Source organism: Prevotella denticola (assembly GCF_900454835.1).
Classification (GTDB): Bacteria; Bacteroidota; Bacteroidia; order Bacteroidales; family Bacteroidaceae; genus Prevotella; species Prevotella denticola.
Genome location: NZ_UGTM01000001.1, coordinates 1,477,764 through 1,501,761, shown reverse-complemented (window position 1 = coordinate 1,501,761; position 23,998 = coordinate 1,477,764). Strand labels below are relative to the sequence as shown.

Genomic DNA, 23,998 nt, shown 5'->3' with positions numbered 1-23,998 from the left:
TAACGGGTCTGTCGGGGAAGATATGACGAAGATATATACAAAAGGTGGTGATAATGGGACTACTTCTTTGTGTGGAGGAGTCCGTATTCGGAAGGATGATGTCCATATCGAAGTCTGCGGGACACTTGACGAGTTGAATGCACATATCGGGCTGTTGGTCTCTTTGTTGCTTGATGTCAGAATAAATCAGATGTCTGAAGATTCCTGCGGGAAGATTGCTTCATTTCTCCGACAGCTTCAAAGTGTCTTGTTTGTCATAGGAGGTTTTGTCGCTTCTGGTAGAGTACAGCCGGCGGATTTGTCTGCTGTCGCATGCAGGACCAAGGAAATTGAAGGTTTCATTGACCTTGTGGAGTTGAATCTTCCTCCTCAGCATTGTTTTGTACTTCCAGGAGGTGTCCTCGTTGCTGCACAAAGCCATATCTGCCGAACAGTCTGCCGACGTTTGGAAAGACGTATGACAACACTGTCAGAATGCGTTGCCATTCCGGATGAAATGCAGGCTTTCATAAACAGATTGTCAGACTATTTCTTTGTCCTGTCACGTTATTTGAACATTCATGGTGGAAATGATGAAAAAACGTGGGGAAACACTTGTAGATAAAAAATAAAATGTTACTTTTGCACGCACTAATGAATGTGTAAAAAAACAAGAATATACCCGTTGGCGGAATTAAAATGTAGCTATAATGATATACAAAAAGTTGCACATATCGTTGATTTTTAGTAACTTAGTGAAGTCAAAACCATTAAGTACAAATCCTCGTATGTGCAACTTATACACAAAATTCGTCAAAATCCTTGAGATATGCAAGCAATTCTCTCACAACCTTGTCAATGAGCAGGGAAATATACCCCGTCGTGGTCCCATGCCAAAATTTTCAGATTTGGAGGTCGTTGCCTTGTCCTTGACAGCGGAATCAGAGAGCATTGATAGTGAAAAATGGCTTTTTGATTATAAGCTTCAGGAGTACAAAGACAAAATACCTAACCTCATATCTCGCAGGCAATTCAACGACCGTAGAAAGAATACCGCAGGATTATGCGAAGACATACGAAAGAGAATCGCTGCCCAAATGGACGGTGGGGAAACTCAATTCTTCGTAGATTCCAAGCCGATAGCCGTATGCAGGGTTGCCAGAGGGAAGCGTTGCAAGATGGGGCGAATGGGAGATTTCTCACAAGCACCGGATTTCGGCTTCTGTGCATCTCAAAATATGTATTACTTTGGCTATAAACTCAATGCACTCTGTGGGTTAAGTGGGGTGATACACTCCTATGACTTGTCAAAGGCCAGCGTGCATGACCTCAATTATATGAAAGATGTCAAGCTGGTCTATCATGACTGTAACATCTATGGCGACAAGGGATATATAGGGGCTGATGTTCAACTCGATCTTTTCCAAACGGCTCACATTAGATTGGAATGTCCATATAGGCTGAACCAAAAGAATTGGAAACCAAAATTAATCCCTTTTGCCAAAGCCAGAAAAAGGATTGAAACTCTCTTCTCACAACTCACAGATCAATTTTTGGTTATCAGGAATTATGCGAAAATAACAAATGGTCTGTTTGCCCGAATAATCGGGAAAATTAGTGCGCTGACCATATTACAATATGTCAACTTTATTAATAACAAACCCATCGGAAGAATTAAATACGCACTAAATTAATTCCGCCAACGGGTAAGAATATGTATTGGACGCTGGAATTGGCCTCTAAGCTGGAAGATGCTCCATGGCCTGCAACAAAAGACGAACTGATTGACTATGCTATGCGGTCAGGTGCGCCCCTTGAGGTGCTTGAGAATCTTCAGGAAATCGAAGATGAAGGTGATGTCTACGACAGTATCGAGGATATCTGGCCTGATTATCCTTCGAAAGATGATTTCCTGTGGAATGAAGATGAATATTAAAAGGTGGGAAAAAGGTTACTTACATGCAAGTGTGGGTAACCTTTTTTGTTTCGGGCTTTCTGGTGTCTGATCCGTGATTCTGGTTTCGTACTTCAGGATGGCAATCGCATTTAATTCAAGTGTAGCTGGTCGATACAAATAGGTTGGTGCATGACTCTTTTGCAACTGGGCGTTACTTGCATCCCAACTAACGCCTGTTTGGGCTTCAATCAGGCGTTACTTGCACTGCAATAGGGCATCTCTTCCTCTTCTGTATGTAACTGTTTGTGTGTCAGTTGATTTATGGATATTGATTTTATGTGTGTATAATTTCAACTGAAGCATAGATGGGTAAATCTTCTTGAACAGGCCGGCCTTAACAAATATGTAGTCGAAAGCAATATTTCTTCATCCTGTTCGTTATAAAGGCGTGCTTAAACGCTTAATGTTCATAATTGCGCTTGCTTGTCTGGCAGAGGCCTCTGTCAAGGCACAGTATGATCCGTCCTATAGTCATTATTGGGCGATGGAACCGTCATTCAATCCGGCATCGGTGGGCAAGGACAACAAGCTGAATGTCGTGGGAGCCTATGGTCTCGACTTTTCCGGCTACGAGAATAACCCGAATACTTTCTATGTAGGGGCCGATATGCCGCTTTATTTCTTAAAGCAGTACCATGGTGTCGGCATCTCTATTCTCAATGACAAGCTGGGCGTTTTTACACACCAGCGCATCAGTGTTCAGTATGCTTTCCGTCATCATCTTTTTGGGGGAATGCTCTCGGCAGGTGTTCAGGCCGGTATGCTTTTCGAGAAGTTCGACGGTTCAAAACTGGATCCAGAAGAAGCGAGTGATCCGGCTCTGACACAGTCGGAGGTCAATGGAAACAGTCTTGATTTCGGAGCAGGGCTCTACTATACACACCGGAACTGGTATGTCGGTGCATCTGTCCAACATTTAAATTCTCCCTTGGTAGAACTGGGAGAAACCAATGAGTTGCAGATAAATCGTACGTATTATTTGACAGGTGGATACAATATAAAACTGCGTAATCCGTTTCTTACTATACCGGTCTCCGCTCTCGTGCGGTATGACGGAACGGCCTGTCGGACCGACCTTACAGCCCGGGTGGTATATTCTCACGAGAAAAGAATGCTTTACGGGGGTGTCTCCTACAGCCCGACAAACTCCGTTACAGCTTTCGTAGGCGGTACGTTCCACGGCATCAACGTCGGCTACAGTTATGAGATGTACACCGGCGCAACGGCCTTCAAGAACGGCAGCCATGGGCTGTTTGTCAGTTATCAGACCGACATTAACCTTCAGAAAAAAGGAAGGAACAAACATAAAAGCGTAAGATTTCTATAGAAAGATATAATGAAAATGAAGAAAAGTATAATTGCCCTCTGCCTTGGCGCAATCTCTTTGGGAACACTCACAGGTTGTTTTGCCGGCAAGGCGACATCCTCGTCAGGTCGCGGAGGTGAGGTTACTGGCGTTGGCGGCGGGCGTTCCTTCCGCGAGCCGACCCCTTATGGAATGACGCTGGTCAAGCGCGGCTGGCTGAGAATGGGGCTGGAAAAGCAGGACTCTCTCTGGGGCAAGAAGACTCCGGTAAAGGACATCTCGGTAGACGGTTTCTGGATGGATGAAACGGAGGTCACCAATTCGGAGTACAAGCAGTTTGTAGAGTGGGTCCGCGACTCCATTCTCCGCACCCGCCTGGCAGATCCGGCATACGGCGGCGATGAGTCTTATATGATTACCGAGGATAAGAACGGCGACCCCGTCACCCCTCACCTGAACTGGAACAAGCGTCTTCCTCGCAAGCCTAATGAGGATGAGCAGCGTGCTTTCGAGAGTCTCTATGTGACCAATCCCGTCACCGGAGAGAAGAGTCTCGATGCCAGCCAGATGAACTACCGTTATGAAATTTATGACTATACGACGGCAGCTCTGCGCCGCAACCGGCTGAAACCGCAGGAGCGTAACCTGAATACGGATGTCACGGTCGACCCTGACGAGGTGGTGATGATTTCCAAGGATACGGCTTATGTTGATGACAACGGCATGATTCATAACGAAACCATCAACCGTCCGTTGACAGGTCCTTGGGACTTCCTGAACACTTATATTGTCAATATCTATCCTGATACGACCTGCTGGGTCAATGACTTCCGGAATTCGGACAACGAGATTTACCTCCGCAACTATTTCAGCAATCCTACTTACAACAACTATCCGGTCGTCGGTGTCACGTGGGAACAGGCCAATGCTTTCTGTGCGTGGCGGACAGAGTACCTGCTCAAGGGACTCGGTAAGGAAGCCCGCTACGTGCAGCGTTACCGTCTCCCAACCGAAGCCGAGTGGGAGTATGCTGCCCGGGGGAAGAACCAGGACGAGTTCCCTTGGGACAATCAGAACGTAAAGAACGGGAACGGATGTTTCTTTGCCAACTTCAAGCCGGATCGTGGAAACTATACGAAGGACGGCAACCTGATTACCAGCAAGGTGGGCATCTACGGTGCCAATTCCAACGGTCTCTTCGACATGGCGGGGAACGTTGCCGAGTGGACCAGTACGATCTACACCGAGGCCGGGGTGGATGCGATGAACGACCTCAATCCGCAGCTTGACTACAAGGCGGCCAGGGAAGACCCCTACCGGCTGAAGAAAAAGAGTGTGCGAGGCGGAAGCTGGAAGGATCCGGAGAGCTATATCCGCAGTGCGTGGCGCACATGGGAGTACCAGAACCAGCCCCGCAGTTACATCGGCTTCCGTTGTGTCCGCAGTCTTGCCAGCTCGTCCAGCGAGGCTGCCAGGGAGAATAAGAAAAGCAGTAAGAAAAAGAGAAGATAAATGACACAGTACAGTAAATACAATTTCGTTTACCGTCTGCAGAAGTGGATGGACAGCGTGCCTGGACAGACGTTCCTTAACTATGGTTACAGCTGGGGCGCTTCGGTGGTTATTCTCGGTGCATTATTCAAGCTGACCCACCTGCCAGGGGCCAACATCATGCTCTATTTCGGTATGGGTACAGAGGTTGTCGTATTCTTCCTTTCGGCTTTCGACCGCCCGTTCGACAAGACGGATGACGGACGTGAGCTCGCCACGCACGTGACGGAAGAGTATCTTGGTGGAGACAGACACGACATTGCACCACAGCCGTCTCCGGTCTCTCCGGCCGGTGTCGCAGTCGCAGCGGCAGGGCAGCAGCCGGTTCCGTCGGCGAATGACATTGCGGCGGCAGTCGTCAGCCAGCAGAGCAAGGTGATTGCCGATGCACAGCAGCAGACACCGGAGATGGTAGAGGCGCAGACGAATTATGTTTCTGCATTGCAGAACCTGACTGAAATGCTGGGTAAGGTGAATGACCAGAGCCAGCGTCTTACCCGGGACAGCGAAGAGATGGAAAACCTCAACCGCACTCTTACGGGTATTGCGAAAGTTTACGAAATGCAGCTCAAGGGAGCCAGCCAGCAGATTGGTACTATTGACCAGATCAATGAGCAGACCCGCAGGATGGCGCAGCAGATTGAACAGCTCAACAGTATCTATGCCCGGATGATTGAGGCGATGACGGTCAATATGCGTGTAGCTGCCCCTGGTGTTGCCCCTCAGCCTTCAGCTTCCGGGAGCTTGTAACGAAGTGTCATGGCGGGGAGGAAGTCTGTCTGCAGATGTCTTCCCGCAGCAAAGAATAGAATGAATGGCTATTAAGAAGAGAAAGATTTCCCCTCGCCAGAAGATGATCAATCTTATGTATATCGTCCTCATGGCCATGCTGGCATTGAACATCTCTACCGAGGTGCTCAATGGCTTCTCCGTCGTAGAAGAGAGCCTGAACCGCACGACGGGGAATTCGACCAAGGAGAACGAGGCCATATTCGGCGAGCTGGACCAGATGATGCGCAAGAATCCGCAGAAGGTAAAGGAGTGGTTCATGATGGCATCGACGGTCAGGGAGATGAGCGATTCGCTCTACGACTATGTACAGTCGCTGAAAGTTGCCATTGTCCGTGAGGCTGACGGTGAGAAAGGAGACCCCTTGCACATCGATGGGAAAGACAATATCGAAGCGGCCAGCTACATCATGCTGAATCCGGCGAACGGACAGGGGCACAGACTCTATGAGGCAATCAACAGTTACCGTTCGCGCATTCTCCGCTTCGTGACCGATCCCCGGCAGAAGAAGATCATCTCCAGCAACCTCTCCACGGTTGTTCCCCGTCATTCGATGGGAAAGAACTGGGAAGAGTATATGTTTGAGAATATGCCTGTTGCCGCAGCTGTGACGCTTCTCTCCAAACTGCAGAGTGATGTCCGCTATGCTGAAGGTGAAGTGCTGCATACGCTGGTAGCAAACGTCGGTCTGAAGGACTTGCGTGTCAACAAGCTGCAGGCGTTTGTCGTACCGAGCCAGACACGTCTCTATCCGGGTGAATCGATGACTGCCCGGATGTTCATGGGGGCTGTTGACTCTACGCAGCAGCCACAGGTCTATGTCAACGGACAGCTTGTCAAGGGCAACCAGATAACTGTCAGGGCCGGTGCGCCGGGCCGTCATACGCTGAACGGATATATCCTCATCAAGGATATGGCAGGCAATGTGCTGCGCCGTAACTTTTCTCAGGACTATTGGGTCACAGGTGGCCCGCAGCCCCGGCAGTATATCAGTCCGGAGGGTATGCAGAAAGTCCCGCCGTTCGATGGTATGGCTACAATTGCCGCCGACCTGATGAACGTGCTCTATGCAGGCTTTGACAACCCGATAACCATCAGCATCCCCAATACATCACAGGGAGATGTGCAGGCAACGATGTCGGGCGGCTCCCTCGTGTCACGGGGTGGAGGGCACTTTATCGCTCGTCCTTCGTCCGTCGGTCAGCCTGTCACAATTGCCGTGTCAGCCAAGGGACGCAGGATAGGGGAGTATAAGTTCCGTGTCCGCAAGCTGCCGGATCCGTCACCGTATATCGCCATGGGGACTGACCGGTTCAAGAGCGGTGCATTGTCAAAGGCTGCCCTTATGTCAGCACCGGGCATCCATGCGGCTATTGACGACGGCCTGCTTGACATTCCGTTTGCCGTCACCAGTTTCCGTGTTGTCTTCTTCGACAATATGGGCAATGCTGTTCCCCTGGCAAGCAATGGCGCTTCCTTCTCTGCACAGCAGAAGGAACAGTTCCGTCAGCTGAGCCGTAACAAGCGGTTCTACATCACCAATGTTGTCGTTCATGGTCCTGACGGGACAACGAGAACTCTTAATGGAAGAAACATGGAAGTGATAGTGAGATAGCGGGCGGTCGTGACAGTCGGCAATGGACGGTTGGCAGTCGACAGTTTGCTGCTTGTCACTCTCCATGACAGCTGGTCACAGTCTCTTCCATATCGCTTCTTTCAGAGAGCTTCGGGGAGGTTCCACTTATCAAAGGATAAACAAATAAACAATGAAAAGAATAATTCTCATAACCTGCTCAGCTTTTCTGGTACTTACGGCAAGTGCCCAGCCTGCTGCACGTCGCAGTTTACAGCACCGGTCGCCAGCCAATGTGATAACGACCCGTGCGCAGATTTCCTTTCCTACGGCAGCTCCTATGCAGGAGGATGTTGTCTGGCGGCGTGACATTTATCGTGAACTGAAGCTCACCGAGGATGCCAATGCGGGTCTGTATTATCCTGTCGAGCCTGTCGGTTCGCAGATGAATCTGTTTACCTATATCTTCAAGCTGATGATGAACGGGCCCAACCGTGGCGGCATCGCAGTCTATAACTACCGTATGGACGGCAATGAGATGTTTACGGATTCAGCGAGGGTGAAGCCTTTGCAGTTTCTCGACAACTACCACATCTTCTATGAGCGTACGGATCATGGTATCCGGCTCGACAACAGCGACATCCCCTCCGGTGAGGTGAAAGGCTATTACCTCAAGGAAAGTGCCTATTACGACCAGGGAACTTCTACGTTTCACCGCAAGGTCGTAGCCCTCTGCCCGATTATGTATCGTGAAGATGACTTCGGTGACGGCGAAGTCAAATATCCGCTCTTCTGGGTCCGTTATGATGATCTGGCACCTTTCCTTTCCAAACAGATCATCATGACCAGCAATCTGAACAATGCGGCGACGATGAGTGTGGACGACTATTTCACGATGAACCTCTATCAGGGAAAGATTTACAAGACGACCAATATGCTGGGCAAGACGCTTGCACAATACTGTCCTACCGACTCTGCCATGGCTGCAGAGCAGAAAAAGATAGAACGCGAGCTGACCGACTTCGAGAAGACCATCTACGGTGACCCGGCCCGGCGCGACAGTCTCGACAGCATTGCTGCCTCCAAGGAAGCGGAGAAAGCACCTAAGAAGATGGGGCGCAGCCGTCGCAGTGCATCGGCAGGCAGCCTCCGCCGCACACGTCGTCCGGCATCAAACAGCAGTTCTGGTCCGGCTCGTGTTACCGTCCGGCGGGAACGGCATTGAGTTTTTTATGGCAGGTCCTGGAAATCACGAAGAGTTGACACCCTCATAGTACTGGCATACCAACGTGGAATTCTTAGGACAGGCCTTATATGTTTAACAGGGATATGCGGCTGTAGGAAGCCGATGCTGCCGGCAACCGCTATCGTTAAAAATTGACGATTATGAAGAGAATTTTTTCATTGGCTTTAATAGCTTTTTCAGTCTTTTCCTCTGTCTCTGCACGTGCGGACGAACCTCTGAAGTTCGGTCTGAAAGCAGGTTTGAATGTGAGTGATTTTCATTTCAGCAGTGATGTGTTCGACAAGACAAACCAGGCCGGCTGGTTCTTCGGTCCTACGGTTAAGTTCACCTTGCCGGTTGTCGGTCTGGGAATGGATGCTTCGGTACTCTACGACTACCGTTCTGCCAAGCTCGATTATGAATCGGAAAAAAAGACCGTGAAGCAGCAGCAGATTGCTGTCCCTGTGAATGTGCGTTATGCAATCGGTCTGGGCAGTACGGCCAACATCTTCTTCTTTGCCGGTCCGCAGGTGGCATTCAATGTCGGCGGAAAAGACTTCCAGTGGACAAAGGGAAGCAACTATGCCCTGAAGAAGAGCAACTTCAGCATTAACCTTGGCTTCGGCGTCACTGCTTTGAAGCATCTCCAGGTAAGTGCCAATTACAATGTCGCCTGTGGCAAGACGGCCGATGTCACTTGGAAATCGGCTACGCAGGCTGCCGGCGGTGCGCTCGGACTCAACAAGAAGAGCAGCCACAACAACTCCTGGCAGATCGGTGTAGCCTACTTCTTCTGACAGTATAGACACATGACCTCTTTTATATTGCAATCTCTCCCCATTCCTTACCGATGGAATGGGGATTTTTGTTTTTGTGCAGCTATGTATTGGGTTGATGATAGAAGGGTACCTGTCTCAATGGCGGTTGGACTTGTAAAAAGGGTGAAGCGGGCGGATGGCGGCAGAAAGCAAATGCCAAAGCTCTCTCTCCCTTATTCCTTTTCCCCTGACAGATTCTCTTTTACGAACAGCCGGATTGCTCCTTCGCAGTCGGCATCATTCCCTTCTCGCACGGCAGCAGCCATCCAGTAAGCATATCGTCCTGTCCGTAATCCCGTAAGTGCCTTGGGATCGCTTCCGTAACGGAACTCTAAATGACAGGTCTCCTCGGGTGTGTCCGGACGGAAGAAAAAATAGGTAAATTCATCCTTGTTGCCATCGTCGCTCTTGAATTTGTGGGTGTCCAGACCCTTGTCGTAATCATATTCAGAGTAGTTGTGTGAGAACAGCACATTCCCTTGGCCGTCCAGCCCCTTGATGTTTCTTCCGCTGATGATGAGTTTTGCCACTCCTTGCTTGAAGCCGCAGTCGAATTGATAAGGACCGGAGAAGTCCATGTCGCTGTTGGGATGGTCGCCGAATTTGGCGATGGCCTCCTGTCCAATCACCGTTCCCGCCATACTGTTCTTCAGCTTTTCTACAACTGCCGGTGCATGCTCTATGCCCGTATATTTCGCAGTCTCACTGATCCACAGCTGGTCCCATTTGGGAGCGTTGATTCCCTGCTCACTGAAAATCGGGACATACGTGCCCGCCAGCTTTGCCTGTAAAGCCGAAGGCGGTATATCCTGTTGATTTCCGTTCTCTGGAGGACATGCCGTTGTAGTCATACGGATAAGGCCGAGCAGGCATAAGGTGATGAAGATGACTTTTTTCATAATTCTCTGTTTGAAAGGTGAATAGAGTATGTAATCTGTCGCAAAAATAGAAAATTCCCAACGGCCGTACAATACCTAAAGATAATGATTTCATTGTACACGTGCCATTTTATTCGTACCTTTGCGACCCTACTGTACGATTTATATCCAACGAATGACTTACGCAAACATTATCCTCCCCCTGCCTCTTGAGGGCTATTTCACATACGGTGTTCCTGATGCTCTGGCTTCGGATGTCCGGCCGGGTGTTCGTGTGTCCGTACCTTTGGGAAAGTGTAAAACGTACGTAGGGATTGTTGCGGCTTATCCTGTAGAAATCCCGGATTCATCGGAGGAGAAGGCTGTATCCGGAAGGAAAATTGTTTATAAAAACATTATTGAAGTGTTGGATGACAGTCCGGTTCTTCTCCCCCGGCAGCTGAAGCTCTGGCACTGGATAGCCGATTACTATATGTCGCCCATCGGCGAGGTCTACAAGGCAGCACTCCCGTCCGGACTGAAGGCAGAGGATGGCTTCCGCCCGAGGACAGAGCTTTACATTCGCCTGGCAGATAACTTACGGGACGGCCGTACGCTTGCATTCATCATTGAATCCATGCAACGGGCGGCGAAGCAGATAGAGGTCTTGAAGGCGTACCTGCGGCTGGCTGGTGTCGATGAAATGGGCGGAATCACGCCCGGCACACCGCTCCGAGAGGTGACGCGGGAGGAACTGATGAACGTCACTCATGCCTCTGCCGCTGTTGTCCAGGCATTGCAGAGACGGAAGATTCTTGTCACTTACGAGAAGGAAGTGGGCAGGTTGAACCATGGCGCAGTCCCTCATCCCGAACGCATAAAACCTTTGAACGAAGCGCAGACGGATGCCTACAATCAGACGCTCATACAGATGATGACACATCCAGTGACACTGCTGCACGGCGTGACCTCCTCGGGAAAGACCGAAATCTATATCCATCTGATTCAGAAAGCCATCAACGAGCACAAGCAGGTACTTTATCTGCTTCCGGAGATTGCCCTCACCGTACAGATAACCGGACGGTTGCAGGCGGTGTTCGGCAACCGGCTGGGTATTTACCACAGCAAGTACAGCGATGCCGAGCGGGTGGAGATATGGAAGAAGCAGCTCTCAGAGACCCCTTATGACGTGATACTGGGTGCGAGAAGTGCCGTCTTCCTCCCATTCCAGCGGCTCGGACTTGTCATCATCGACGAAGAGCACGAGCAGAGTTTCAAACAGCAGGATCCGGCACCACGCTATCATGCACGGTCGGCAGCCATTGTCCTGGCACAGATGTATGCCGGTGCAAAGACACTTCTGGGAACGGCTACCCCCTCGATGGAAACTTATTACAATGCCCGGCAGGGCAAGTACGGACTTGTTGAGCTGACACGCCGCTACAAGGATCTGCAGCTTCCCGCAGTCGAGGTGGTGGACATCAAAGACCTCTACCGAAGGAAGATGATGACAGGTCCTTTCTCGCCGCGTCTGCTTGCCGCTGTAAGGGATGCGCTGGGACGTGGCGAGCAGGCTATCCTGTTCCAGAACCGGCGCGGCTTTGCCCCGATGGTGGAGTGCAGGCAGTGCGGATGGGTGCCGAAATGCCCCGACTGCGATGTCTCGCTGACCTACCATAAGAGCATGAACTACCTCACCTGCCACTATTGTGGCTACACGATGCGTGTGCCGGAAGTATGCCCCTGCTGCGAGAGCAGAGACATCCGCGGACGCGGTTACGGTACGGAAAAGATAGAGGACGAGGTCCGTAGCATCTTCCCGGAGGCACGCATAGCCCGCATGGACCTTGACACCACCCGGACACGCAATGCCTACGAACGTCTGATCAATGATTTCTCTGCCGGCAGGAGCAACCTGCTTATCGGCACGCAGATGATTTCCAAGGGGCTGGATTTCGACAAGGTGTCAGTGGTGGGCATTCTGAATGCCGACACGATGCTGAACTATCCTGACTTCCGCGCCTATGAACAGGCGTTCATGATGATGAGCCAGGTGAGCGGGCGGGCCGGGAGGAAAGGGCGGCAGGGACTGGTCATCCTACAGACGAAAAGTCCGGACCTGCCTGTTATCCGGCAGGTGGTGCAAAATGATTACCGGTCTTTCTATTCCGACCTGCTGGCTGAACGGCGTGATTTCCGTTATCCTCCGTTCTACCATCTCATCTATGTCTACCTGAAGCACAGAGAGGAAAATACGGTGAATTCGGCCGGACTGGAACTCGGCAGCCGCCTGCGTGAAATCTTCGCAGGCCGTGTGCTCGGGCCGGACAAACCCGCCGTTGCGCGTGTGAAGACGCTGAGCATCCGGAAGATCGTGCTGAAGCTGGAGAACGGAATCGACCATGCACGTGTCCGCCAGTATCTCCGTGGTGCCATGGAGGCTATGTTGAAAGACAAACGTTACGGTGCTCTTCAGGTGTATTATGATGTTGATCCGTTATAGTCGTGCCACATAAGATCTTTCCCCATACGCCTGCAGGCCACTTTGTCTTTGCCCTGTAAGGGAGACTGATCAAAGAACTACAGAAGTGGAAACTTCAGGCATGATTGAAACAAGATTCTGTCAACACCCAATATTAAAAATAAGTTCTTAAACCTGTCAACCAAGTTTAGATATAGGACGGAAAGTAGTCAGCCAAAAACATTAGACTATACGACCCCGAACATAAAACTACACAGGTACTGTCACCCGGGTTGTGTGGGAATGGGATTCCCAACCGTATGGGAACAGGATTCCCAAGCCTTGGGAGCGGATGTCCCGACCGTATGGGAACCGGCGGCCCAGGCCTTGGTTCTGAGGCAAGGATCCTCCTGTAGAGAAATGGAAAAAGGCGGAAGCTCCTGGAAAATACCGGGTACTTCCGCCAGATTTTAATAGGTGGTATTGCTGTTTTAATCAGGTGTGTACGGTTTGCCTGCCGCTTAGAAGTCGATGTCCAGTCCCACACCCAGTACCTTGTTGGTGCGGGTGAAGATGTCGGTGTTCTTCGTTGCTATCGTCTTCGGCTGTGTCAGGACGGTCCCGTCAGGCTGTGTCACCTGTTGGCTGCCCACAGTGATGGCATCGTTGTATTCCTTCTTGAAGTTGGAATAGTCCGTAAAGAAATAAGCTACGTTGAGATGGATGTTCCTGGCCACCTTGACCTTTGCTCCGAAACCGAAGCTGTAGCTGCTGGTAACGAAACTGAGATCGGTGAGATACTTGCCGTCGCCGAGACCATAGAGCGTGCGTTGTCCGCCTGCGCTGACGGTAACAGCCGGTGTGACGTCCCACTCGACACCGGCAAGGAACTCCTGCGTGTTCCTCTTGAGAAAACGCTGCTTGTTGTTGTCCATGCGCGCATCCTTGTCGAAGTAATAGTTGTAGCCAGCCATGACACGGAGGTTTTTCATCACCTCGTACTGTGCGCCGAAGGCAAGAATGCCGGGGAGGTCGTTGGGCGTATTCACTCCGTTCTCGTAACGTCCGGTGTCGTCGCGTTTGGTGTCATTCTCAATGTTGAACTTCGTCGTGAACTCATAGCGTGCGGCGATATTCCATTTGCCCGACCGGTAGTCGATGCCGAGAATAGGGGTGATGCCCCAGCCCCGCTGCCGTACTTCCACATAACGGTCTTTTACAAGCTCCTTGCTGCTGTTCAGTTTGTCAGCACCGGCCCTTACCTTTTGGGCTCCTTCGCTGGCTTTCTTCGCTCCGGCGGCATACTGGTCGGCAGCTCCTTGAAGCTGGGCTTTTACCGTCGGGTCGGTTGCGGCATTCGCCTGTGCCTGGTAAGCTGCAGCCTGTGTCTGTGCCGCTGCGGCCTGTGTCTGCAGGGCACTTGCCTTCTCATTCAGAGCCTTCACCTTGGCATCGAAGTAGCCGTAGAGGTTCTGGTTGTTTCCGCCTACGTTGGCAGAGATGTTGGTGATGTTCCCTTCGTACTTGTTGTAGATATAGTTGAAACGTGCGCCGCCGTATACGGACAGATGCTCGTTGACCTTGTAGGCGACACCCAGCTGGAGTCCGAAGTCGTACTGCTGACCGCTCATGTAGCTCTGCATACTGTAGGAGGTAGCAGGTGTCTCCTGCTGTCCGAGGAGCTGTGCGAAGACAGGTAGCTGCTGGTTGATCAGTGCGGGGAGCAGAGAAACCTGCCGTTCGAAGCTGGGCAGACCGTCGTTGAAGGTGGCCTTCCCGCCGCCGCCCGTCAGTCCGAATCCGGCCTGAAAGCTCCATCTGTCCTTGTTGTAGGCTACCTGGAAGGACGGAAGGATAGGAACAGAAGCTTTTCCCTTATAGAACTTGCTGCCGTCTGCAGGGTCACCTCCGTTCAGCCGGAAAGGGTATTCGTAGGGGGTGCCGGCAAATGCAGGGACACTGAATGAGGATGTTATTTCACGTGTCTGATAGACATTCTGGAAATTGAGAGAGAGATGGAATCCTTGCTCAAGGAAAGCGACACCGGCAGGATTGAAGTAAACACCGTCTATGCCGATGGCACCGACGCGTGCGAAGTTACGGTTGAAGGCAATGTTCTGGTTGGTGTTTGTAAGCAACCCTCCGGCTTGTAATGGGGTTGTCATTGCCAACAATGCGACGGCAATGAGGGTCTTTTGATGCTTCATCGAATAAACTATAACTGTATAAAACTGTAAAATTTGGTTGCAAAGTTATGAATATTGTTCTAAACTTCCAAATATTTACTTGTTTTTTGCTGATTGGCAGACTGGGACGAAGCTATCCGAACTTAGATAAATCAGCTATCCTAGCTATATCAGCTAGCCTGGTTAGACTATCTATACTGACCAAGCCTAGCAGGCCTGACATTGCCAGGCTAGATAGAACCGCTGTTCAAATATAGATATAAAACTGCGGGGGAACCGCTACACTTTCAGCTGCGGATATTGGATGCGGGTGTGGTACATGGCCTTGAGACGTTCGATGAGTACATTCTTTGCAGCTGTAATGTCGCGGAAGGTGATGGGGCAGTCGGTGAAGTTGCCGTCGGCCACTTGCCCGTCAATCAGTCTGTTGACCAGTTCGCTGATGCTCTCTTCGGTGTATTCCTGCAGAGAGCGGGAGGCGGCCTCCACAGTGTCGCTCATCATGAGGATAGCCTGTTCGCGGGTAAAGGGGTTGGGTCCCGGATAACGGAACTGGTCCTCGTTGACTTCCTCGTCAGGGTGCTCGTTCTTGTAATGGATATAGAAGTACTTGGCAAGTCCGGTCCCGTGATGTGTCGTGATGAACTCCTTGATTTCCCGTGGCAGGTTGTATTGTTCGGCAAGTTTCAGCCCTTCGGTCACGTGACTGATGATGATGCGTGCGCTCTCCAGGTCGTTCAGCTTGTCATGCGGGTTTACGCCAGCCTGGTTCTCGGTGAAGAAAGCCGGGTTGAGCATCTTGCCGATGTCGTGATAGAGTGCGCCGGTACGCACCAGCTGGCTCTTGGCACCGATTCTGTTGGCTATTTCCGTGGCAAGGTTTCCCACCGTGATGGAGTGCTGGAAAGTTCCTGGGGCGACCTCGCTGAGACGGCGCAGCAGCTCGTTGTTCGTATTCGACAGCTCGAACATCGTCACCGTCGAGACGAATCCGAAGGTCTTCTCGATCACCAGCATCAGCGGATAGGTGAAGAGGAGGAAGAAGCCGTTGACGGCAAAGTGATAGTACATGGTCTGGTCGAGCTTCGAAAGGTCGTCGGCCTGGATGAGCTGGAGCGAGAAATAGACGGCTGCTGATCCGATCGTGACGAGGATGGCCGTGAGAAAGATCTGACTTCGTTTCGACAGCTCACGCAGGGAATAGATGGCCACAAGGCCGGCTACAAGCTGCACGATGATGAACTCGTACTGGTATTTCACGGCAACGGCACTGATAAGCACCATTGTCGCATGGCCGATGAAAGCCGTCCGTGAATCCATGAACACACGGAAGAAGATTGCCGCCATGGAGAACGGCAGGATGTAGACACTCAGAATATTGTGCTCCATCATGAGCGATGTGAGGATCGGGAAGATGACGATCATCACATAGAGCAGGGAGATGGAACGCGGCTTGTCGAAGTAGTCCTTGCGGAAAAGTGCCAGATACAGGGTGAACAGCCCGATGAGGATAAGCACGTAGAGACTCTGCCCGATGAGCGTCGAGGTTATCTCTGCTTCGGTTGCATTGCGCTTCTCCATGGCCTGCTCGAAAGAGTTCAGTACACGGTAGGTCTTGGCATCGACGATGTCGCCACGGTCGATGATGCGCTGACCTTCCAGCACCATGCCCGAGGCTTGCGGAATGAGGCTGAGCATATCGTTCATCTCCGTCTCGCTGCGGTCCTTGTCGTAGACGAGATTGGGTTCGATGTATTCATTCAGGTTGCATTGCTGCAGCACCGATCGTTTCGGTCCGAGTAACGGATCCATGAAGAGATGTTCGTAGGCGCCGAGCGTGGAGAAAGTCTTGCTGATGGGCACGCTGACCGCCTGTTTCCCCGTCACCACCCGTATCAGGTTGTCGCTGTCCTTGACCAGCGTGGAATACTGCTGCGGGTCGATGATGCCGGCTTCATAGACTTCGTGCAGCCGGCGTGCAATCACTTCGACATATTCCTGCGGCAGTCCCGGGATGCCGTTTCTGTAAGCACTCCTGAACTCGCCGATCTTTTTCTGTTCGGCAGCCGGAGCGACGTTGAAGTACGGCTGGAAATGCTTCATCATTGAGTCGCGCTCGGCCTTCAGAGCCTCGTCCGTCTTGAAGATCGGGAAGTCGAACTTGGCGATCAGCTGTCCGTACATCCATGGTTTTCCCTCGTCATAATGGAAGAGTTTTCCCCTTGTGCGTGGAAGAAAGAGCACGATCAGTACCACGGCAACGATGACCAGTGCGGTCCTCGAAATCATGTTGCGCCAATAGTGATGGCTTATGTTTCTGAATCTTATCATTTAGTTCCTTGTTTCGTTAATGTTCTGACAACCTGTCCGGCCTTGCCGTGTTAATGGCTTAACAACTTGCGAAAATACGAAAAATATGGCGTATAGTCAAAAAAAAACATTAATTTTGCAGGAAAAATAACATTTAAGACTATCATCAAGACAATGGCAGAAAGAAATGTGAGAGTGCGCTTTGCACCAAGCCCTACGGGTGCCCTGCATATCGGCGGCGTGCGTACTGCTTTGTATAACTATCTTTTCGCCCGTCAGCATGGCGGCAAACTGATTTTCCGTATTGAAGACACAGACTCCAACCGTTTCGTCCCAGGAGCAGAGGAGTACATCCTTGACTCGTTCAAATGGCTGGGAATCAAGTTCGACGAAGGTGTCAGCTTCGGAGGGGAATACGGCCCTTACCGTCAGAGTGAGCGTCGTGAGATTTACAAGGAATACGTCCGTCAGCTGCTGGATGCAGGCAAGGCTTACATTGCTTTCGACACACCGGAAGAGCTGGAAGCTAAACGAAAGGAGATACAGAACTTCCAGTATGACGCCCACACACGTATGCAGATGCGCAACTCGCTGACGATGTCGAAGGAAGAAGTGGACGGTCTGATTGACGACGGACAGCAGTTTGTTGTCCGTTTCAAGGTCGAGCCGGGAGAGGAAGTCCATGTCAACGACATGATTCGGGGCGATGTCTGCATCAAAAGTGACATCCTGGACGACAAGGTGCTTTACAAGAGTGCAGACGAGCTGCCTACCTATCATCTTGCCAACATTGTCGACGACCACCTGATGGAAATATCCCATGTCATCCGTGGTGAGGAGTGGCTGCCCAGTGCGCCGCTGCACGTCTTGCTTTATCGTGCTTTCGGCTGGGAAGACAGCATGCCGCGTTTTGCCCATCTGCCTCTGTTGCTGAAGCCGGAGGGCAAGGGCAAGCTCAGCAAGCGGGACGGCGACCGTCTCGGCTTTCCGGTCTTCCCGTTGGAATGGCACGACCCTAAGACCGGAGAGGTCAGCTCCGGCTATCGTGAGAGCGGCTACTTCCCCGAGGCGGTGGTCAACTTCCTGGCGTTGCTGGGCTGGAACCCCGGTACGGAACAGGAACTCTTCTCGCTCGATGAGCTTGTACAGGCTTTTGACATCACGAAATGTTCAAAGAGCGGAGCCAAGTTCGACTATAAGAAAGGAATGTGGTTCAACCATGAGTATATCCTCCGCAAGAGTGATGATGAAATAGCCGGACTCTTCGCTCCCATAGTTGCCAACAATGGTGTCGAGGCCACGATGGATCAGGTGAAGCAGGTCGTTCACATGATGAAGGACCGTGTCAGCTTTGTGAAGGAGCTGTGGGAACTCTGCTCTTTCTTCTTCATTGCCCCGACAAGCTACGACGAGAAAACCGTCAAGAAGCGGTGGAAGGAATATTCGGCACAGCAGATGACCGAACTGGCGGCAGTGCTCGAGGGAATAGAAGATTTCTCTGTTGAAGGGCAGGAGGCTGTCGTCATGAAGTGGGTGGAGGACAAGGGCTACAAGCTCGGTGACATCATGAATGCCTTTCGGCTCACGCTCGTCGGCATCGGCAAGGGCCCGGGTATGTTCGACATCTCCGCTTTCCTCGGGAAGGAGGAGACCTTGAAACGAATGCGCAAGGCAATTGAAGTACTTGGATGAAAAGTTTGAAGGCTAAATAAAACAAGCCGAATATGTATGATATAATAATGTATGCCATCCAGTTCGGTATTGCCGTCGGCAGTCGCTTCAATGAGAAACTGCGCAGGATGTGGCGGGGCGAACGGGAGGCTGTAAGGACATTACAGGAGAAAGTGGATCCGGATGCACGGTACATCTGGTTCCATGCTGCTTCACTGGGTGAGTTCGAGCAGGGCCGTCCGTTGATGGAGCAGATACGGCGGGACTGTCCGCAGTACAGGATTCTGCTCACGTTCTTCTCGCCTTCAGGCTACGAGGTGAGAAAACACTATGCCGGTGCTGACATCATCACTTATCTTCCGATTGATACGGTGGGGAATGCAAGGAAGTTCCTACGTGCCGTACGGCCGGTAATGGCTTTTTTCATCAAGTACGAGTTCTGGTACAACTACCTCCATATCCTGCAACACAGGGGCATTCCCACCTACAGCGTGTCGAGTATCTTCCGTCCCGACCAGGTCTTTTTCAGATGGTACGGACGGAGCTACGGACGTGTGCTGAAGTGTTTTACACGCTTCTTTGTACAGAACGAAGTGAGTAAGCAGCTTCTGGACAAGATAGGTATTCACGATGCCATGGTGGTGGGGGACACACGTTTCGACAGGGTTCTGCAGATCAGAGAAGCCAGCAGACAGCTGCCATTGGTGGAGAAATTCGTTGGAACTGATACTGCCGACCGTAAGAAAGTCTTTGTGGCTGGTTCTTCTTGGCAGCCTGACGAGGAGATATTCCTCGGATACTTCAACGGACACAAGGACTGGAAACTCATTGTCGCGCCACATGTCATCGGGGAGGACCACCTGAAATTCATCCTTGCACTGATTAAGGATAAGAAGGTGGTGCGCTATACACAGGCGACGGAAGAGAACGTTGCTGATGCCGATGTGCTGGTCATTGATTGCTTCGGACTTCTCTCTTCCATCTATCACTATGGCGATGTCGCTTATGTCGGCGGTGGATTCGGCGTTGGCATCCATAACGTGCTCGAAGCAGCCGTATGGGGTATGCCGGTTCTGTTCGGTCCTAATAACAAGCACTTTGCCGAGGCGCAGGGACTCTTGCACGACGGCGGAGGCTTGGAGGTATGCGATCTTGCTACGTTTACGCTGGAGATGGATCGCCTTGCCGATGACGAAGAATATCGCATGGCTTGCGGTAATATGGCCGGTGCTTATGTCAAGGGCCTGGCCGGTGCAACAAAGAAAATTCTAAGCAACGTAAAGTTATGAAGTATCAGATAACCTGTGATAACTGTGGCACACAGTTCATTGTTGAGGCAGGCGAGGGGCAGACAATCGAATGCAAGTGCCCGCACTGCCACGGTGTCATGGAAGTCACGCTGCCTTTGGTGAGTGCCGGGCAGCAGTATGAACAGCAGCCTGCCTATGCGGCGCAGGATTCTGGGAATGACGACGGAAAGGAAAAGAAAAACAGTCATGCCGTTGCATGGGGAATTGTCATCGGTCTGCTTCTGTTGACGATTGGTGTCGGAGCGTATATCGGATTCCGGTCTTCCGGACCGAAGTCCACACCGACGGACAGCATCCCCACCGACACGATTCCATACGAAACGCCGGTTGACGAACCGCCTGCACAGGTGGTTGATACCGTTGTCGAAGCCCCTGCAAAAGAGAAACCGAAGCAGGAGGAGAATACGGAGGAGGAACCGCAGGAGGAACAGGCTGACACTGCTGCCGTGACGGCACATGACGAATAGGAGGCTGGCAGCAGACAGGAATAACGAACAAAAACAAAAGAAGATACATGGGAAAGATTATTTTGACCGGTGACCGCCCTACAGGCAAGCTGCACCTCGGTCATTATGTGGGTTCACTCCGCCGCCGTGTGGAGCTGCAGAACCTCGGCGACTACGATAAGATGTTTGTCTTCATGGCCGATGTCCAGGCGTTGACTGACAATGCCGATAATCCGGAGAAGATTCGCCAGAACATTATAGAGGTGGCCTTGGATTACCTCTCTGCCGGTCTGACTCCGGAGAAGTGTGTGCTCTACATACAGAGTCAGATACCCGAACTGGCCGAACTGACCACTTACTTCATGAACCTTGTCAGCGTCAGCCGTGTACAGCGCAACCCGACGGTGAAGACGGAAATCAAGATGCGTAACTTTGAAGCCAATATCCCGATGGGATTCTTTGCCTACCCGGTCTCACAGGCGGCCGACATAGCGGCTTTTAAGGCGACGACCGTGCCTGCCGGTGAGGATCAGGAACCGATGCTGGAGGTGACACGTGAAATCGTACGCCGCTTCAACCAGATCTATGCGCCTGTGCTGGTAGAACCGAACATCATGCTTCCGGAGAACGCTACGGCGCGCCGTCTGCCCGGTACGGACGGCAAGGAAAAGATGAGCAAGAGCCTCGGCAACTGTATCTATCTCTCGGATGATGCCGATACGGTGTGGAAAAAGGTGAAGACAATGTACACCGACCCTGCCCATCTGAATGTCTCCGACCCTGGTCATGTCGAGGGCAATGCCGTGTTCACTTACCTTGATGCTTTCTCGACGGACGAAGACTTTGCGGAGTTCTGGCCGGAGTTCAAGAACCTTGACGAGCTGAAGGCGGCTTACACAGCCGGTGGTATCGGTGACATGAAGTGTAAGAAGCTGCTCAACAGCGTCCTGAACAAGATGCTTGATCCTATCCGCACACGCCGTCACGAGTACGAGCAGGACATTCCGGAAATCTACAACATCCTCAAGAAAGGCTCGCTTGCTGCCCGTGAGACTGCCGCACAGACGATGGACGAGGTGCGCTCCGCCATACAGATCAATTACTTCGAGGATGCAGAACTGATCCGGAGCCAGGCGGAGAAGTACAAGGTGCAATAAAGTTTCGCCTCTCCATGAGAGTGTGCAGAAAAACAAATGCCTTTTTGAGAGTCTTACAGTTTGAGGCTCCCCGATAAGAAAGCCCATTTCAAAACTCGTTTGTGAGTAGAGAAATAGGCTTTCTTTTGTTTCTGATCCGACTTTTCCCTACCGACTGAATATTGTCAGGGACAGACCTGCATCAAGTGCTGATTTTTATCTTGTAAATTGATGAATTGTTTTTTAATAATGCTGTCCGATAAAGCTAAAACAGCATGATCCCCCATGTGTAATCTCCTTTAAACAGACAATTCTGCATTGTTCTTGGAAAAACAAGCCTCTTGATCAGATAAATTCTCCCCGACACAACTCTTTTCTATTCACAGGTTGCTCCCATCCTGGCAATATATCGGCAAGGTTCGGGCCGTCAACACGACTGGTGTTTACCGACAACTCCACACGTGACGGGCATCAGCACATTTGCAGGGAAAGGCCGCTTCAATCCTGTCGTCATGATGTATAGTGGGATGCTGACGACTGACCAGCATGGGAAATGTCTACCGGACAGGTACTGCCTCTCAAACTACTTTGTTGCATGGAGTCAGGTAAACTCGGATTCATCTGTGTTTCTTCATCTTGTATTTCAGTCTCGGTGTCTCAATTACCTCATTGATTTCAAATCCAAGTTTCTCGTAAATTCTCTTTGCGTTTTGGTTGAAGGCGAAAACCGTAAGGGTAATGCTTTTAATACTGTCATTCTCAAAGATGAGGTCTACGAATCTCTTCAATGCCTCTGTCCCCAGACCCGACCCTGTTTTCCGAGGATTTATGATAAACCGGCCAATGTGTATGTTGTCCTTGTCAATTCGTACTTCCTGTATCATTCCGATAAATTCCCCTTGGTTGAATATCGAAAACACATACTCCAGGTCTTTTATTTTGCCATAATCCAGCGGGTAAGAAATCTTGGAGCCTGTCCATTGCTCCTGAAACGCTTCCCCCTGTTCATTAGACCATTCACATAAAAGCAAGGCATTGTCTTTTTTGATTCCCTTTTCAATTCTAATATCTGTCATCTTGCCAAAAACTTTGCTTATGCTGCAAAGATATATAAATTATTTGGAACATGGCACAGGCAGCGCATTGCTTTCTTCGGGGCTATGCAGATGTTTCTGTCTGTCAATCTGTGTAGCGACAAGACGTTGGTTTTTCCTGTCTCAATGCAAAGGAAACGCTGTCGCAAATGTCTATTTACCGATTTTTAGGTATTGTCCGGCTTCAGGTTATTCCCTATCTTTGCACCAACGACTTTGACAGGCATTATCCGTTTGTCAATGATTGTCTTCATTATAACGAATCACATACACGAGGCCACTTCTGACTGAATAACTGTAAAGTAAAAGATGAAGCCCTGTACTGCTGTGTAATACCAGTATAAGAGGTCTGTACTTATGAAGCGGACAGGGCATCATTACATTATTAATATTGAATGCTGATGGAAAAGATTAAATCCACTCTGACGGAGATTCCCGAGACGATGCTTACCACGCTGTGGGCGAAGGCTGTGGAGACCGACCGTCCCGATCCTTTGCTGCGTGACGAGAAGGCAAAGGAGATTATCGGACAGATTGACTATGACTTCTCGAAGTTCAATAATGTAAAGTTCTCGCAACTGGGCTGCTGCATTCGTGCCAAGCTGATTGACAATGAGGCCCGGCAGTTTCTTGCCCGCCATCCCGATGCTGTCGTGATACAGCTGGGGGCGGGGCTGGATGCACGGTACGAGCGGCTGGGACGGCCGGAGGTGACACACTGGTTCGACCTCGACCTCCCGGAGGCCGTCGACCTGCGCCGCCGCTTCCTCACAGAGACGGACCGCAACACCTGTCTGTCTGAATCCATGTTCGAGACCGACTGGCTGGACAAGGTAAGCTCGTATGGCAGGCCCGTTCTGATTATCCTCGAAGGTGTGCTGATGTATTTCCCGGAGGAAAAGGTGCAGGCACTGTTCCGCAACATCTGCGACAAGCTGCCGTCAGCCACCGTGCTGTTTGATATGCTTTCCTTTATGTTTGTCGGACGCGAGAAGAAGCATGATATGCTGCGGAAGATGGGAAAGGGTGCCGAGTTCAAGTGGTCGCTGCTCAATACAAAGGACATGGAGACATGGAACAGCCGGCTGCACGTGAGGAAGGAGTACTTTATGAGCGATTACGACGAAGGGCGGTTCCCGTTCTTCTTCCATCTGCCCCTGTACATTCCTTATTTCTATCGCCGTCTCAACCAGCGCATTGTCAGGATTGAGATAGAATAGTCCCAGTCCTTGTTCCAGGCTTCTGTCAGTGGCAGAAAGCAGGCAGAACGGGGCGAGGGTAATTCGGAAATGGAGTGCAGACTGTTTTCGGAAAGTTCCTAAGCTTTCT

The 23,998-nt window shown here is 51.0% G+C and carries 19 protein-coding genes; 15 read left to right on the top strand and 4 right to left on the bottom strand.

Annotation, left to right across the window (positions count from 1 at the left end; translation table 11 throughout):
* Positions 1-22 precede the first annotated feature (22 nt).
* The 9 genes from DYH27_RS06450 to DYH27_RS06410 all read left to right on the top strand — a co-directional run bounded on the left by DYH27_RS06450 (position 23) and on the right by DYH27_RS06410 (position 9,177).
* A complete protein-coding gene (locus DYH27_RS06450; protein ID WP_081640809.1) occupies positions 23-604 on the top strand; it encodes a cob(I)yrinic acid a,c-diamide adenosyltransferase in 582 nt (193 codons plus the stop codon).
* Between the two features lie 88 nt (positions 605-692).
* Complete coding sequence (locus DYH27_RS06445) at positions 693-1,673, top strand: IS982 family transposase (RefSeq protein WP_036876464.1); 981 nt, start codon at positions 693-695, stop codon at positions 1,671-1,673.
* A gap of 20 nt (positions 1,674-1,693) precedes the next feature.
* Positions 1,694-1,915: a DUF2795 domain-containing protein gene (locus DYH27_RS06440; RefSeq protein WP_004337463.1), complete on the top strand. Its 222-nt coding sequence runs from the start codon at positions 1,694-1,696 to the stop codon at positions 1,913-1,915.
* A 409-nt stretch (positions 1,916-2,324) separates the two neighbouring features.
* Positions 2,325-3,263, top strand: coding sequence for a PorP/SprF family type IX secretion system membrane protein (locus DYH27_RS06435; protein WP_025067944.1), 939 nt, complete (start codon positions 2,325-2,327; stop codon positions 3,261-3,263).
* A gap of 9 nt (positions 3,264-3,272) precedes the next feature.
* Positions 3,273-4,754, top strand: a complete 1,482-nt coding sequence (gene porK / locus DYH27_RS06430; RefSeq protein ID WP_004351862.1) for a T9SS ring complex lipoprotein PorK/GldK — start codon at positions 3,273-3,275, stop codon at positions 4,752-4,754.
* On the top strand, positions 4,755-5,543 hold the full coding sequence (porL, locus tag DYH27_RS06425) for a type IX secretion system motor protein PorL/GldL (RefSeq protein ID WP_025067943.1): 789 nt from the start codon (positions 4,755-4,757) through the stop codon (positions 5,541-5,543). It begins immediately after the preceding gene.
* Between the two features lie 64 nt (positions 5,544-5,607).
* Entirely contained in the window at positions 5,608-7,197 is a 1,590-nt protein-coding gene (porM, locus tag DYH27_RS06420) for a type IX secretion system motor protein PorM/GldM (RefSeq protein ID WP_025067942.1), read from the top strand.
* Positions 7,198-7,348: 151 nt separating this feature from the next.
* Positions 7,349-8,380, top strand: a complete 1,032-nt coding sequence (gene porN / locus DYH27_RS06415; RefSeq protein ID WP_029216586.1) for a type IX secretion system ring subunit PorN/GldN — start codon at positions 7,349-7,351, stop codon at positions 8,378-8,380.
* A gap of 161 nt (positions 8,381-8,541) precedes the next feature.
* Complete coding sequence (locus DYH27_RS06410) at positions 8,542-9,177, top strand: porin family protein (protein ID WP_004351879.1); 636 nt, start codon at positions 8,542-8,544, stop codon at positions 9,175-9,177.
* Positions 9,178-9,371: 194 nt separating this feature from the next.
* Here the strand turns inward: DYH27_RS06410 and DYH27_RS06405 are convergent, their stop codons facing one another.
* Positions 9,372-10,097: a hypothetical protein gene (locus DYH27_RS06405; protein WP_025067941.1), complete on the bottom strand. Its 726-nt coding sequence runs from the start codon at positions 10,095-10,097 to the stop codon at positions 9,372-9,374.
* A gap of 154 nt (positions 10,098-10,251) precedes the next feature.
* Between DYH27_RS06405 and priA the strand changes: the two genes are divergently transcribed.
* A complete protein-coding gene (priA, locus tag DYH27_RS06400; protein WP_029216585.1) occupies positions 10,252-12,558 on the top strand; it encodes a replication restart helicase PriA in 2,307 nt (768 codons plus the stop codon).
* A 479-nt stretch (positions 12,559-13,037) separates the two neighbouring features.
* On the opposite strand, the gene DYH27_RS06395 is transcribed toward priA, so the two are convergent.
* Positions 13,038-14,723, bottom strand: coding sequence for a membrane protein (locus tag DYH27_RS06395; RefSeq protein ID WP_025067940.1), 1,686 nt, complete (start codon positions 14,721-14,723; stop codon positions 13,038-13,040).
* A 258-nt stretch (positions 14,724-14,981) separates the two neighbouring features.
* On the bottom strand, positions 14,982-17,033 hold the full coding sequence (locus DYH27_RS06390) for an HD family phosphohydrolase (RefSeq protein WP_004351867.1): 2,052 nt from the start codon (positions 17,031-17,033) through the stop codon (positions 14,982-14,984).
* 153 nt (positions 17,034-17,186) lie between these two features.
* Between DYH27_RS06390 and gltX the strand changes: the two genes are divergently transcribed.
* Genes gltX through trpS form a run of 4 tightly spaced genes read left to right on the top strand, consistent with a single transcriptional unit; the run spans position 17,187 to position 21,596 of the window.
* Entirely contained in the window at positions 17,187-18,704 is a 1,518-nt protein-coding gene (gene gltX / locus DYH27_RS06385; RefSeq protein WP_004351864.1) for a glutamate--tRNA ligase, read from the top strand.
* A 32-nt stretch (positions 18,705-18,736) separates the two neighbouring features.
* Positions 18,737-19,972, top strand: a complete 1,236-nt coding sequence (locus DYH27_RS06380) for a 3-deoxy-D-manno-octulosonic acid transferase (protein ID WP_025067939.1) — start codon at positions 18,737-18,739, stop codon at positions 19,970-19,972.
* On the top strand, positions 19,969-20,460 hold the full coding sequence (locus DYH27_RS06375; protein ID WP_004351833.1) for a hypothetical protein: 492 nt from the start codon (positions 19,969-19,971) through the stop codon (positions 20,458-20,460). Before DYH27_RS06380 ends, DYH27_RS06375 begins: the two co-directional genes overlap by 4 nt.
* Positions 20,461-20,507: 47 nt before the next feature.
* Positions 20,508-21,596 (top strand): tryptophan--tRNA ligase, encoded by a 1,089-nt coding sequence (gene trpS, locus DYH27_RS06370; protein WP_025067938.1) that lies wholly within the window; start codon positions 20,508-20,510, stop codon positions 21,594-21,596.
* A gap of 596 nt (positions 21,597-22,192) precedes the next feature.
* On the opposite strand, the gene DYH27_RS06365 is transcribed toward trpS, so the two are convergent.
* The gene (locus tag DYH27_RS06365) at positions 22,193-22,651 is read right to left on the bottom strand and encodes a GNAT family N-acetyltransferase (protein WP_004351843.1); all 459 of its coding nucleotides are present in this window, start codon (positions 22,649-22,651) and stop codon (positions 22,193-22,195) included.
* A 413-nt stretch (positions 22,652-23,064) separates the two neighbouring features.
* Here DYH27_RS06365 and DYH27_RS06360 point away from each other — a divergent pair, with 413 nt between their 5' ends.
* A complete protein-coding gene (locus DYH27_RS06360; RefSeq protein ID WP_004351861.1) occupies positions 23,065-23,889 on the top strand; it encodes a class I SAM-dependent methyltransferase in 825 nt (274 codons plus the stop codon).
* Positions 23,890-23,998 lie beyond the last annotated feature (109 nt).

Excerpts from the sequence above, each read along its gene's own strand:
- DYH27_RS06450 (WP_081640809.1), top strand. The coding sequence starts at position 23 with ATGACGAAGATATATACAAAAGGTGGTGATAATGGGACTACTTCTTTG.
- DYH27_RS06440 (WP_004337463.1), top strand. The coding sequence starts at position 1,694 with ATGTATTGGACGCTGGAATTGGCCTCTAAGCTGGAAGATGCTCCATGG.
- porK (WP_004351862.1), top strand. The coding sequence starts at position 3,273 with ATGAAAATGAAGAAAAGTATAATTGCCCTCTGCCTTGGCGCAATCTCT.
- porL (WP_025067943.1), top strand. The coding sequence starts at position 4,755 with ATGACACAGTACAGTAAATACAATTTCGTTTACCGTCTGCAGAAGTGG.
- porM (WP_025067942.1), top strand. The coding sequence starts at position 5,608 with ATGGCTATTAAGAAGAGAAAGATTTCCCCTCGCCAGAAGATGATCAAT.
- porN (WP_029216586.1), top strand. The coding sequence starts at position 7,349 with ATGAAAAGAATAATTCTCATAACCTGCTCAGCTTTTCTGGTACTTACG.
- DYH27_RS06410 (WP_004351879.1), top strand. The coding sequence starts at position 8,542 with ATGAAGAGAATTTTTTCATTGGCTTTAATAGCTTTTTCAGTCTTTTCC.
- DYH27_RS06405 (WP_025067941.1), bottom strand. The coding sequence starts at position 10,097 with ATGAAAAAAGTCATCTTCATCACCTTATGCCTGCTCGGCCTTATCCGT.
- priA (WP_029216585.1), top strand. The coding sequence starts at position 10,252 with ATGACTTACGCAAACATTATCCTCCCCCTGCCTCTTGAGGGCTATTTC.
- DYH27_RS06395 (WP_025067940.1), bottom strand. The coding sequence starts at position 14,723 with ATGAAGCATCAAAAGACCCTCATTGCCGTCGCATTGTTGGCAATGACA.
- DYH27_RS06390 (WP_004351867.1), bottom strand. The coding sequence starts at position 17,033 with ATGATAAGATTCAGAAACATAAGCCATCACTATTGGCGCAACATGATT.
- gltX (WP_004351864.1), top strand. The coding sequence starts at position 17,187 with ATGGCAGAAAGAAATGTGAGAGTGCGCTTTGCACCAAGCCCTACGGGT.
- DYH27_RS06380 (WP_025067939.1), top strand. The coding sequence starts at position 18,737 with ATGTATGATATAATAATGTATGCCATCCAGTTCGGTATTGCCGTCGGC.
- DYH27_RS06375 (WP_004351833.1), top strand. The coding sequence starts at position 19,969 with ATGAAGTATCAGATAACCTGTGATAACTGTGGCACACAGTTCATTGTT.
- trpS (WP_025067938.1), top strand. The coding sequence starts at position 20,508 with ATGGGAAAGATTATTTTGACCGGTGACCGCCCTACAGGCAAGCTGCAC.
- DYH27_RS06365 (WP_004351843.1), bottom strand. The coding sequence starts at position 22,651 with ATGACAGATATTAGAATTGAAAAGGGAATCAAAAAAGACAATGCCTTG.
- DYH27_RS06360 (WP_004351861.1), top strand. The coding sequence starts at position 23,065 with ATGCTGATGGAAAAGATTAAATCCACTCTGACGGAGATTCCCGAGACG.